This window comes from Streptomyces sp. NPDC005820, assembly GCF_040630255.1.
GTDB lineage: Bacteria > Actinomycetota > Actinomycetes > Streptomycetales > Streptomycetaceae > Streptomyces.
Genome location: NZ_JBEXXE010000058.1, coordinates 41,839 through 53,600, shown reverse-complemented (window position 1 = coordinate 53,600; position 11,762 = coordinate 41,839). Strand labels below are relative to the sequence as shown.

At 72.9% G+C, this 11,762-nt stretch carries 9 protein-coding genes and 1 pseudogene; 6 read left to right on the top strand and 4 right to left on the bottom strand.

Annotated elements, in window-relative coordinates; genetic code table 11:
* Positions 1-241: 241 nt before the first annotated feature.
* From ABZ464_RS45325 to ABZ464_RS45305, 5 genes and pseudogenes are all read left to right on the top strand, one after another.
* Entirely contained in the window at positions 242-1,417 is a 1,176-nt protein-coding gene (locus tag ABZ464_RS45325; protein WP_359287814.1) for a serine hydrolase domain-containing protein, read from the top strand.
* Positions 1,418-1,446: 29 nt separating this feature from the next.
* Positions 1,447-2,757 carry a CAP domain-containing protein gene (locus ABZ464_RS45320; RefSeq protein ID WP_359287793.1) on the top strand — a complete coding sequence of 437 codons (1,311 nt, stop codon included), beginning with the start codon at positions 1,447-1,449 and terminating at the stop codon, positions 2,755-2,757.
* 273 nt (positions 2,758-3,030) lie between these two features.
* Positions 3,031-4,671, top strand: coding sequence for a protein kinase (locus ABZ464_RS45315; RefSeq protein WP_359287792.1), 1,641 nt, complete (start codon positions 3,031-3,033; stop codon positions 4,669-4,671).
* Positions 4,668-4,912: pseudogene (locus ABZ464_RS45310) on the top strand (hypothetical protein); the annotation flags it as partial. The gene ABZ464_RS45315 and the pseudogene ABZ464_RS45310, both read left to right, overlap by 4 nt.
* Positions 4,913-5,009: 97 nt before the next feature.
* Entirely contained in the window at positions 5,010-6,056 is a 1,047-nt protein-coding gene (locus ABZ464_RS45305) for a hypothetical protein (protein WP_359287791.1), read from the top strand.
* Between the two features lie 53 nt (positions 6,057-6,109).
* Here ABZ464_RS45305 and ABZ464_RS45300 read toward each other — a convergent pair whose 3' ends face one another.
* Positions 6,110-6,595: a DUF6328 family protein gene (locus tag ABZ464_RS45300; protein WP_359287790.1), complete on the bottom strand. Its 486-nt coding sequence runs from the start codon at positions 6,593-6,595 to the stop codon at positions 6,110-6,112.
* An 85-nt stretch (positions 6,596-6,680) separates the two neighbouring features.
* Entirely contained in the window at positions 6,681-7,664 is a 984-nt protein-coding gene (locus tag ABZ464_RS45295; protein ID WP_359287789.1) for an aldo/keto reductase, read from the bottom strand.
* Positions 7,665-7,809: 145 nt separating this feature from the next.
* Between ABZ464_RS45295 and ABZ464_RS45290 the strand changes: the two genes are divergently transcribed.
* A complete protein-coding gene (locus tag ABZ464_RS45290) occupies positions 7,810-9,537 on the top strand; it encodes a cholesterol oxidase substrate-binding domain-containing protein (RefSeq protein ID WP_359287788.1) in 1,728 nt (575 codons plus the stop codon).
* Between the two features lie 7 nt (positions 9,538-9,544).
* Here ABZ464_RS45290 and ABZ464_RS45285 read toward each other — a convergent pair whose 3' ends face one another.
* Complete coding sequence (locus tag ABZ464_RS45285) at positions 9,545-10,150, bottom strand: TetR family transcriptional regulator (RefSeq protein WP_359287787.1); 606 nt, start codon at positions 10,148-10,150, stop codon at positions 9,545-9,547.
* Positions 10,147-11,655: an MFS transporter gene (locus ABZ464_RS45280; protein ID WP_359287786.1), complete on the bottom strand. Its 1,509-nt coding sequence runs from the start codon at positions 11,653-11,655 to the stop codon at positions 10,147-10,149. The genes ABZ464_RS45285 and ABZ464_RS45280 overlap by 4 nt, the downstream gene beginning before the upstream one ends.
* Between the last annotated feature and the right edge of the window lie 107 nt (positions 11,656-11,762).

Genomic DNA, 11,762 nt, shown 5'->3' with positions numbered 1-11,762 from the left:
AAAGCCGAAATCATCGCTTTGCGGGGCTTACATGGCGATACTTGGCGAATCCGAGACGCACGGTGATCGGCGAGCGCCGAACTGTGCGTCGCCTGTGGAGATGTGACACGACGGCAGGAGGTTCCCCCGGGTGCATGTGACGGATCTCGCATCGCCGACCCGCCGGCGGAGACGGCTCGGCGGCCTCTCGACGGCGGTGTGCGCCGCTGCCACGGCCTTGTCCCTGCTGCCGGCGCCGACGGTGGCCGCGCCCGGGCGGCCGGCCGCCGCCACGGGCCTGCCGCAACCCGACCTGACCGGTCTGCGGGGTGTGCTGCGCACGGCGGTGGGCCAGGGGGCGCCCGGGGCCATGGCGCGGCTCGACGACCACGGCACGGTGCACAAGGTCGCCGTGGGAGTCGCCGACCGGCGGACGGGCCGGGCGCTGAGCACCGCGGACCGCTTCCGCATCGGCAGCGTCACCAAGACGTTCTCCGCGGTCGTCCTCCTGCAACTGGTGGACGAGGCCCGACTGTCGCTCGACGCGCCGGTCGACCGCTATCTTCCGGGGCTGCTCCCCGACGACCGGATCACGGTCCGCCATGTCCTGAGCCACCGCAGCGGCCTGTACGACTACAGCGACGATCTGTTCGCCCGGTCCGTCTCCGGCTTCGAGGCGGTCCGTACGAAGGTGTTCACCTACCGCCAACTGATCGACCGCTCCCTGCGCCACGCCCGCACGACCTCGCCCGGCGGCGCCTACTCCTACTCCAACACCAACTTCGTCGTCGCGGGACTGCTCATCGAGAAGCTGACGGGGCAGCCGGTGGCCACCGCGTACCGCAGGCGCGTCATCGAGCCCCTCCGGCTGCACGACACCTTCTACGTCCACCCCGACACCGCGATCCCCGGCCGGCACACCCGTGGCTATCTCACGCCGGACGCACCGGGCGGGGCGCTGGTCGACGCGACCCGGCAGACGGTGTCCTGGGCGCAGAGCGCGGGCGCCCTGATCTCCAGCACCGAGGATCTCGACACGTTCCTGTCGGCGCTGCTGCGGGGCAGGCTCATGTCGGCCGGCGCGCTGAAGGAGATGCGCCGCTGGGTCCCGGCGGGCGCCACCCAGTCCTACGGCCTCGGGCTGCGGCGCCGCAAGCTGTCCTGCGGGGTCTGGGTGTACGGGCACACGGGCGCCGTACAGGGCTACTACACCTACGCGTTCACCTCGTCCGACGGCCACCGCACCCTCACCGCCCTCGCCAACGCCTCCAACAGCTCAAAGGTCCATACGGCGATGCTGCGCACCCTCGACCCGACATTCTGCGGCAAGCCCCCGACCCACCGTCGGACCACTGCCCCACGGGATACGGCCGAGGACCTCCGGCGGGGCGGGAACCCCGTGCGTCGGGCGGCCGTTGTCCTGGCACCGCCCCGGTGAGGTGGGGGCGATGACATCAGGGCGGCAGGATGAGCGAGTTGGTTCCCGGTGGCAATCTGACCCTTCCGGGTGGGGTTCTCGCCGTTCGGGTGCCGGGGCCCTTCGACGTGTGCGCCCTGGTGACGGACGACAGCGGGAAGGTCGGCGGTGACGCCGACTTCGTGTTCTACAACCAGCCGACGGCACCCGGGGCGGCGCTCCGGGGCGACACGCTCACCCTGGAGCCCGGCCGGCTGCGCGCCGGCGCCACCCGGGTGACGGTGGTGATCAGCGCCGCCGAACCGGGCACCCCGCCGGCCCGGCTGCCCGCCCCCACCCTCCAGGTCACCGATTCCCGTGGCCGTGAACTCGCCCGGTTCGCCCCGCCCGCCCCGCGCCAGGAGACGGTCCTGCTCCTCGCGGAGGTCTACCGGCGGGGCCCGTCGTGGAAGCTCAGGGCGCTCGGTCAGGGCTACGCGGACGGCCTGGCGGGGCTGGCCAGGGACTTCGGCGTGGACGTCCTCGACGACACCCCGACCCCGGGGCACGGCCTCCTCGCGCCGGCGCCGCACACCCCGTCCGCCGACCCCGACGGCTTCCTGGCCCTCGTCAACCCGGCCCGGGCCGCCGCCGGTTCGCCGCCCGTCTCGCTCGACGCCCGGCTGGCGTCGGCCGCGCGGGCGCATGCCTCCGCCATGGCCGAGGCCGGTCGGCTCGGGAGCGAGGGGCGGGACGGCGTCTCGCTGCACCAACGGGTCACGGCCGCCGGATACACGTATCTCGCCGTGGGCGAGCACCTGGTCTCCGGGCCGCGCTCCCCCGCCGAGTTCGTCGACTACTGCCTGCGCACCGACCAGGCGAGCCGCACCCTGCGGGACCGGGCGTTCACCCATGTCGCCCTGGCGCAGGCGACGGACCCCCGCGGCGGGATCACGTACTGGACAGCGCTGTGGGCGAGCCCCCTCACCGCGGACGGTCTGGCGCGTACGACCGCCGAGGTCGTGGACCTCACCAACCGCGAGCGGACCCGCGCGGGGCTGCGGCCCCTCGCCGTGGACGCGCGGCTCGCCACCGCCGCGCAGGCGCACTGCGCGGACATGGTGGCGCGCGCCTTCTACTCCCACACCTCCCCGGAGGGCACCCAGCCCTGGGACCGGGCGGCCGCCGCGGGTTCCACCCGGCGGACGATCGGCGAGAACATCGCCTGCGGCCAGCGCTCGGCCGCCGAGGTCGTGGAGGGCTGGATGAACAGTCCCGGCCACCGCGCCAACATCCTCAAGCCCGCCTTCACCCACATCGGCGTCGGCTACGCGGGCGGCGGCCCGTCGGGCACCTACTGGACCCAGCTCTTCGGCGCCTGACCGGCAAAGGAGAAATCCCCCGTGACGGTATCCGGCCGAAATGCGCCGTGACCTCCGAGAGCGCTTTCGCCGGAGCCCGATCAGACCGTCCTGATCTTGTTTACCCCTGGTTACACGCCCGGACGGCCCCCGGTAATTTCTTTTCCTCGCACATACGACCGGCATCCTTGAATAAAAGACAGCAATCACGCCGGAGTCGTGGTCCATTTGAACGGACCCCCACGCGTCCCCCGTACTTCTGGGAAAGGGAGAACACCGGGGGTTCAGCGAAGGATGACCATGGTCAAGGCGCATGTCTCCACGCACGAGTTGGTCGCCGGAAGGTACCGGCTCCTCGACGTCGTACACCGCGAGACCAATCGGGTCAGCTGGTACGGCGAGGACGTGCAGGGGGCGCGGCCGTGCCTGGTCACCCGGGTCGGTCTGCCGTCCGACCTGGGCGAGGAGGAGGCGTGCCAGGCCGCCGACCGGGTGATGCGGATGTCGGAGACGATGGCCCAGGTGTGCCCCGGCCGGATCGCCACGGTCGTCGACGCGACGGTGGACGGGGGTTCCCTGTGGACGGTCACGGAGTGGATCGACGGACTGCCGCTCGGTCAGCTGATGGACCAGAAGGGCCCCTTCGGCCCGGGCAGGGCGGCCACGATCGGACTGCAGCTGCTCGATGTCCTGGAGGCCGCGCACGGCGAGGGCATCACACACGGCGAGCTCAGCCCGGGCCAGGTGTTCGTACGGGCCCGGGGCCCGCTCGTGGTCACCGGCTTCGGGCTGGCGGGCGCGACACTCGTCCCGAGGCTGGCGGCACCGTCGTACGCCTCCCCGGAACAGGCCCGTGACGAGCGGATCGGCCCGGCGGCGGACCTCTGGGCGCTGGGCGCGATCCTCTACACGCTGCTCGAGGGGCGCCCTCCGTACCGGGACCGGGACCGGCCCGAGAGCACGCTGCGGGGCGTGGACCGGCTGCCGCTGCGCACCCCGCTGCGGGCGGGCCCGCTCACCGCGACCGTGCAGGGCCTGCTGCGCAAGGAATCCCGGGAACGGCTGACCCGGACGACGGTCCGTCAGGCGCTCGCCCGGGTGCTGGACGAGGACCCGCACACCATCCTGCCGACGCCCCGGCTGCGGCGGGCGTGTGCCGCGGCCCGGCACATCGGACCGCAGTGGAGCGGGCGGGCCATGGCCGCCGGGACGGCGCTGGCCGTCGTCACGGTCGCGGTCGCCGCGCTCGCCGTGACCCACCAGCTGCCCGGCACCGCCGACACCGCGGCCGGTGGCGCCCAGGCCCAGCCGTCGGTGTCCACCGGGCCTTCCGGGGAGGACGCCGAGGCGGGCGACAGAGCCACACCGGCGCCGAGCACGCCCGCCGCCGGCGGCTCCGCCACGCCTTCGCGGTCCGGTACCCCGTCGGGCGCCCCGTCCTCCCCGGCGGCCTCGATCGACGCCCTTCCCGACGGTTTCCGCGTCTACCACGCCCCCGAGGGTTTCTCGGTGGCGCTGCCCAAGGGGTGGAAGCGGGTGGACACCCAGCAGCAGGGCGATGTGGCGTACCGGGTCACCTTCGGCGCGGACGGCGATCCGCGCACGCTGGCGGTGACGTACAGCACGCAGGCCGGTCCGGACCCGGTGGCCGTCTGGCGCGACGAGGTGGAGCCGTCGCTGAAGAAGCAGGACGGCTTCCGGCGGATCGGTGACATCGAGGCGACGACGTACCAGGGGTACAAGGCCGCCGACATGGAGTGGATCGTCGACGTCGACGGCACCCGGACGCGGACCTTCGGGCGCGGCTTCCTCCTGGGCGGCGGCCGGAGCTTCTCCCTGCGCTGGACGACGCCCGCCGCCGACTGGGACAAGGCCGCCAACCGGCAGGCCCTGGACACGTTCCTCGACACGTTCCGACCGGGCTCGCCCTCCTGACCCGGTCGACCCGTTTCCCTCTCGGACGGCCGGAGATTCGGGGCGTGTGGTGCGACTTCTCGGTGACCTCGGACCACTACTTCCCCTGGCTGCGTTCCCAGGGCCACTCTCCGTGGAGATCATCCGCGCCCTGTTCGAGGGCGGGCACGTGACCCGGCACGGCGGGCACTACGACATGGACTCGGCGCGCCCGTGGGACCTGCCCGACACGCCGCCGCCGATCGGCATCGCCGTGTCGGGCGGGCGGTTGCGCCGGGTGGCAAACCCTCGTCAACGGGTCCATATAGGCTGCGGTTCTGCACGCATGTCCGTCCCGCAGCCTCCCGAGGAGACCATCCGTGACCCTGGCGATCGACCTGCCCGAGACGTCCGCCGAGGACGGCCCCGCACCCCTGTCCGACCTCGTGGCGCGTGACGCGCGGGAGTTCGGAGTGTACGCGCGCACCGGAGGCTGGGCGTTCGCCCTGCTGGTGGCGCGCAGTGTGCGCCCGGGCGGGCAGGGCGCGGACGAGACGCCGAAGGTGTCGGCCAAGGAGTTCGCGGAGCTGGCGGGCTGCTCGCCGGAGCGGGTGATGCGCTACTACAAGGCGTGGGACCGGGCCGCGGACGACGGGCTCGTCCCGCAGTTCGAGGAGCTGGCGCCGGGCCAGGAGGTGGAGCTGCCGGACGCCGACGTCTGGCTCGCGTACTACGTCTCCCGCAACAGCGCCACCTCCGAGCGCGGCACGGCGATCAGCGAGGCCGCCGAGGCGGAGGGCATCCGGCCGACGAAGGCGCTGGAGGTCGCGGAGAACCCGACGGCCCTGCGCGCCGCGATCCTCGCCGACCCCTCCACGGCCCGCGCGGCCCGCACCGCGCTCCTGGACCGGATCAAGGAGGACCCGGAGCTGCAGTCCGCGCTGGCCCGGGACGTCGTGCGCACCGACGACCTGAAGAAGGCGGTGGCGACCGAGAGCCGCTCGGCCGACCGCATCGGGTACGTCCGCCAGATCGCCGAGTCCGGCCAGGTGAAGACGCCCGCGGGGCAGACCATCGACGCGCCGGTGGAGCTGCGCCGGGAGGCCGAGCGGCATCTGTCGCTGATCGACGAGCTGGACGAGGGCGAGGACGCCGGCGAGTGGGCGTCCGAGGCGTACGACACGATGAAGAACCTCGTCGTGGAGACCGTGGAGGCCGACCCCGAGCTGCGGGTCCAGGAGCGGCGCACCAAGTTCTACAGCAGCCTCCAGCGGGCGACGAAGGTGTTCGAGGAACTGACCTTCGACGACGCGCAGGAGTTCTACGAGGACGACATGGTGCAGCAGTTGGAGGAGCTGCAGCACGCGATCGGCTCCTGCATCGCGTCGCTGCGCGGGGCGCGCCCGGCCGCCGGGGCGGCCGAATAGCCGTACGGCGTCTCCACCGTCTCACTTCGACGTGTTCTCACTTCGACGTGTTCTCACTTCGACGTGTGCCGGAAGCGGGCCCACAGCGGCAGGCCGAACCAGCACAGCAGGTACCAGGCGACCACGGCGACGACCAGCCAGACGACGTGGTCGCCGTGGGTCGCGACGCGCAGGATCAGCAGCAGTGCGCACGTCATGGTGGCGAGGAGCAGCAGCAGGCCGACGAAGGTCAGCCGGGAGGCCCAGGCCACGGCCCGCGGTTTGATGCGCCGGCCCGACACCAGCCGGTGCAGGGACACCGGTCCGATCAGGGCGCCGGTGGCGGAGGCGCCCAGGACGACGGTGGTGATGTAGATGGCCTGGTCGGTGTCGTTCAGGGTGGTGTACTTCGGGGTGAACGCCACGGTGAGCAGGAATCCGAACAGGATCTGGACGCCGGTCTGGGCCACCCGAACCTCCTGGATGAGGTCGACCCACATGCGGTCGGCCCGCTCCTCCGGGGTCTCGTCGCGGCCCGTGCCACGCTCTGCCGGATCCATGCGACCCGGGTAACCCGGGCCGCCGATCTTCAAACGTGCGGATCTCCCCTTACCAGCGGGTCCCGACTTACCAGCGGGTCCCGACTTACCAGCGGGTCTCGACCTGCTCCTTGATCCGCCGGTCGTACAGGTCCCGGATCGCCGTCAGGGTCTGCTCGGACAGCGCGGGCAGCCGGGCGGCGTCCGCGTTGACGCGGGCCTGCTCGGGCGAGCGGGCGCCCGGGATCACCGTGGTCACGCCGGGCTGCTGGACGATCCAGCGCAGGGCGAGCTGGGCCGGGGTGTACCCCTCGGGTGCGAGGGCGGCGAACTCGGCGGCGGCCTCGACGCCGGTGGTGTAGTCGACGCCGGAGAAGGTCTCGCCCTGGTCGAAGGCCTCGCCGTGCCGGTTGTAGGTGCGGTGGTCGTTCTCGGGGAAGACGGTGTCCTTGGTGTACTTGCCCGACAGCAGGCCGGAGGCGAGCGGGACGCGCGCGATGATGCCGACGCCGGCCTCGCGGGCCGCCGGGAGCACCTCGTGCAGCGGCTTCATACGGAACGGGTTGAGGATGATCTGGACGCTGGCCACGCCGGGGCGGGCGATGGCGGTCAGGGCCTCGGCGGCGGTCTCCACGCTGACGCCGTAGTGGGCGATGCGCTCCTCCTCGACGAGGGTGTCGAGGGCGTCGAAGACCTCGTCGCTGGAGTAGACGGGGGTGGGCGGGCAGTGCAGCTGCACCAGGTCGAGGCGGTCGACGCCGAGGTTGCGGCGGGAGCGGTCGTTCCAGGCGCGGAAGTTGTCCAGGACGTAGTTTTCCGGGATCTGTTCGACCCGTCGGCCCATCTTGGTGGCGACCAGCACATGCAGGTCGGGGCGACTGCCGAGGAAGGTGGCGATGGTCTGCTCGCTGCGCCCGTCGCCGTAGACGTCGGCGGTGTCGAAGAAGGTCACCCCCGACTCGGCCGCAGTCTCCAGCACCGTGAGGGCTTCCTTGTCGTCGACGTCTCCCCAGTCGGCGCCCAGTTGCCAGGTGCCGAGACCGACGACGGACGCATGCTGACCGGACCTGCCGAATTCGCGCTCTTCCATGGCGTCAGTCTGTCATCCGTCCAGGCCCGGCGCGGAATCGGCGGCTCCGGCCCGGGCGCAGGGAGACAGGCGAATCGTTCACTCACATGGGTGATCGTGTTCGAAGGACGGGGATCGGATGTCGACGGACGCCTAGCGTGTGCCCGTGACTGATCGTTCAGTGAGCAACTTCCGACCGGGAGACCCCTCCTGGACCCGACGCGGCTTTCTGCGCTCCGCCGCCGCGCTGGCCGCCGTCCCCGTCCTGGTGGCCGCCGATCCGGCCGTCGCGGCGGAGCAACTGCCCGATTTCCCGGCGGGCGTGGCGCTCTCGCGCACGGCATACCGCAACTGGGACGGCGAGATCACCGTGACCGGGCTGTGGGCGTGCGCGCCGGCCGGCCCGGAGCAGGTGGCCGACGTCGTCAACTGGGCCTGGCGGCACGGCTGGACGGTCCGGGCCCGGGGCTCCTCGCACGGCTGGTCGCCGCTGACCGTCCCGGCGGACACGCCCGCCGACGCCCGGATCCTGCTGGTCGACACCGGCCCTCATCTCACCGGCCTGTCCCTGGACTCGGCGAGCGCGGTGCGCGTCGGCACCGGGGTGACGCTGGAGACGCTGCTCACCTTCCTCGAAGGGCACGGACTCGGGGTCACCGCCTCGCCCGCGCCCGGCGACCTCACGCTGGGCGGGGCGCTGGCGATCGACGCGCACGGCACGGCGGTTGCGGCGCGGGACGAGGAGCGGCCGCCCGGGCAGACGTACGGCTCGCTCAGCAACCGGGTGCTGGAGCTGACGGCGGTGGTGTGGGACGCGGGCGCCGGGGCGTACGCGCTGCGGACGTTCCACCGCGACGAGGCGGACTGCGCCGCGCTGCTCACGCATCTCGGGCGGTCACTGGTGACCGAGGTGGTGCTGCGGGTCGGGGCGAACGCCGACCTGCGGTGTGTGAGCCGTACGGACATCCCGGCGAAGGAACTGTTCGCGGCGCCCGGCGCAGCCCGGGGGCGGACGCTGGCGAGCTTCCTGGAGGCCGAGGGGCGGGTGGAGGCGATCTGGTTCGCGTTCACCGAGTTCCCCTGGTTCAAGGTGTGGTCGGTCGAGCCGACGAAGCCGCTCACCTCGCGGCGCGTGACCTCGCCGTACCCCTACCCCTTCTCGGACAACGTGCCGACCGTGGTGGCGGATCTCGCGGGGCGGATGGTGTCGGACGCGGCCTGGTACCTGGCGCCGGTGCTCGGCAACGCCCAGCTCGACGCGGCCTCGCTGGGGCTGGTGGCGACGCTGTCGGCGGACGTCTGGGGGCCCTCGAAGAACACCCTGCTGTACATCCGGCCGACCACGCTGCGGGTGCACGCCAACGGGTACGCGGTGCTGACCGGCCGGGACCAGGTGCAGCGGGTGGTGGCCGAGTTCACCGCGTTCTACCGGGAGCGGCTCGCGGCGTACGCGGCACTGGGGCGCTTCCCCGTGAACGGCTCGGTGGAGATCCGGGTCACCGGGCTGGACGACCCGGCGGAGGCCGGCCTCGCCGGTGCCCGCGCGCCGTCGCTGTCCGCGCTGCGGCCCGACCCGGGGCACCCCGAGTGGGACACCGCCGTCTGGCTGGACGTGCTGACGCTGCCCGGGACGCCGTACGCCGACGCGTTCTTCCGGGAACTGGAGCGGTTCCTGCTGTCGGCGTACGACGGGACGGACGCCCTCACCCGGGTGGAGTGGTCGAAGGGGTGGGGGTACACGGACGAGGCGGCCTGGAGCGACGAGGAGGTGCTGGGGACGGTCGTGCCGGAGTCGTTCGGTACGGCGGCGTGGGGCGAGGCCGCGGCCACGCTGGAGCGGCTGGACCCGCACCGGGTGTTCCGCGCCCCGCTGCACGAGCGGCTGTTCCCGTGACCGCCCTCTAGGGCGTCAGCTGGGCCTGGACCGTCGGGCCGTAGCGGTCGACGATCTCCTCCACCGGCATCGCGCGCAGCGCCTCGCCCCGGGCGATGCCGAACATCACGCCCAGGCCGAGGAGGGTGGCGAGGGCGAGTTCGGCGCGGTTGCGCGCATCGGGGCCGCCGAGGCGGGCGGCGAGGCGTTCGGTGACCTGGGTGCGGAAGTTGGCGCGCAGGATGTCGCCGTGGTCGCCGTGCAGGGGGGCGAACGCGATCCGCAGGACGGGGTCGGCGCCGCGCTCGCGCTGGCCGACCACGACATGCCGGACCATGTGCCGGCCCAGGTCCTCCACGGGGGCGTCGAGGAGCGCGGCGGCGTCCTCCTCGAAGGACATCACGCGGGCGAAGAGGGCGTCCTTGTTGCCGAAGTACTTCAGGACCAGCGGCGGGCTCACCCCGGCCCGCTCCGCGACGGCCTTGAGGGTGATGTCCGCGTGGGCGTGGCGGGCGAGGAGATGCCGGGCGGCCCGCAGGATGGCCGCCTTCGTCGCCTCGGCGTCTCGGCGGGCGGGGGCGGGCGAGGCGCCCGCGGTCGCACGGGTACCGGGTGTGGTGTTCACGGTGTTCATGCTCCCTCCATCGCCTCGTCCCCGGTGGCGGGGGTGCGGTCGCGGGCGGGGCCGGCGGCCTCGGACTCGGGGTCGGGGTCGGGGTCGGGGTCGGGGTCGCCGGGGATGGTCAGCGCCACCGCGCAGGCCGCCAGGGCGACCGCGCCCGCCATCGCGAAGGCCAGCAGGTAGCCGTGCAGGGTGGGCACCGGGGCGCCCCCGACGAGGCCGGTGTGGTGGACGAGGACGGCGGCGACGGCGGCGCTGGAGACGGCCTGTCCGATGGTGCGCATCAGGACGTTGACGCCGTTCGCCGAGGCGGTCTGCCCGGCCGGCACCGCGTGCAGGATCAGGGCGGGCAGCGCGGAGTAGGCGAGCGTGGTGCCGGTGGCCACGACCGTCGCGCCCACCATGATCATCCACAGATCGCGGCTGTCGGCGATGCGTACGGCGTATCCGACGGCGATGACGGCGGCGCCCAGCGCGAGGGTGACGCGCGGACCCCGGGCGGCGGAGATCCGGGCGGAGAGCGGGGAGAGCAGCAGCATGACGACGCCACCGGGCAGCAGGCACAGGCCCGTCTGGACGATGGAGAGCCCGAGGCCGTAGCCGCTGGCCCTGGGCGCCTGCACCAGCTGGGCGGTCACCAGGGAGTTGGCGTAGAACGCGAAACCGGTGAGCAGCGCGGCCACATGGGAGAGGCCGACCCGGGGCCGGGACACCAGCCGCAGATCCACCAGCGGCCGCGCGGCGCGCAGTTGCCGCCACCACCACAGGGCGAGGACGACGACGGCCGCGAGGAAGAGGCCCACGATCCTGGCGCTGCCCCAGCCCCACTGGCCGCCCTGGGACACGGCGAGCAGCAGACAGACCAGCCCGACGGCGAGTCCCAGCGCGCCCGACACGTCGAACCGGCCGGGCTCGCGCACGGGCGACTCCGGCACCGCCCAGCGGATCAGCGCGACGCCGGTGGCGCCGAGGGCGGCGGTGACCCAGAACATCGTGTGCCAGTCGGCGTACTGGATGACCATGGCCGCCGCGGGCAGGCCGAGCGCGGCGCCGATGCCGACCGTGGAGCTCATCAGCGCGATCGCGGAGCCCCGGCGCTCGGCGGGCAGTTCGTCGCGCAGGATGCTGATGGACAGCGGTACGACGGAGGAGGCGGCGCCCTGGAGGGCGCGGGCCGCGATGAGCACACCGATCTCGGAGGTCAGCGCGCAGATCACCGAGCCGGTGGCCATCAGGGTGAAGGACAGCAGCAGGACCCGTCGCTTGCCGTACATGTCCCCGGCGCGGCCGAGCACCGGGGTGAGGACGGCGCCGGAGAGCAGGGAGGCGGTCACCATCCAGGAGACCGCGGCGGGCGAGGCGCCGGTCAGCCGGGGCAGGTCGGGCAGAAGGGGGACGACGACGGTCTGCATGACCGCCATCAGAATCCCGCAGTAGGCCAGGACCGGGATCGCGAACCGGGCTCTCGGGCCGGCGTCTTCCCTAGTCGGGGCGGATATCGGAGCGGGCGACGCCATGGGGACTCCAGCGGCCGGCGCAGCGGCGAAGAATGGGTGAATGTGAATTCACCGTAGCAGTGAATTCACATTCACCCAAGTGGGCGACGCCCTTCCGAGGGTCCGGC

Coding starts and splice junctions, on each gene's coding strand:
- ABZ464_RS45280 (WP_359287786.1), bottom strand. CDS start 11,655: ATGGCGTCGCCCGCTCCGATATCCGCCCCGACTAGGGAAGACGCCGGC.
- ABZ464_RS45285 (WP_359287787.1), bottom strand. CDS start 10,150: ATGAACACCGTGAACACCACACCCGGTACCCGTGCGACCGCGGGCGCC.
- ABZ464_RS45295 (WP_359287789.1), bottom strand. CDS start 7,664: ATGGAAGAGCGCGAATTCGGCAGGTCCGGTCAGCATGCGTCCGTCGTC.
- ABZ464_RS45315 (WP_359287792.1), top strand. CDS start 3,031: ATGACCATGGTCAAGGCGCATGTCTCCACGCACGAGTTGGTCGCCGGA.
- ABZ464_RS45320 (WP_359287793.1), top strand. CDS start 1,447: ATGAGCGAGTTGGTTCCCGGTGGCAATCTGACCCTTCCGGGTGGGGTT.
- ABZ464_RS45300 (WP_359287790.1), bottom strand. CDS start 6,595: ATGGATCCGGCAGAGCGTGGCACGGGCCGCGACGAGACCCCGGAGGAG.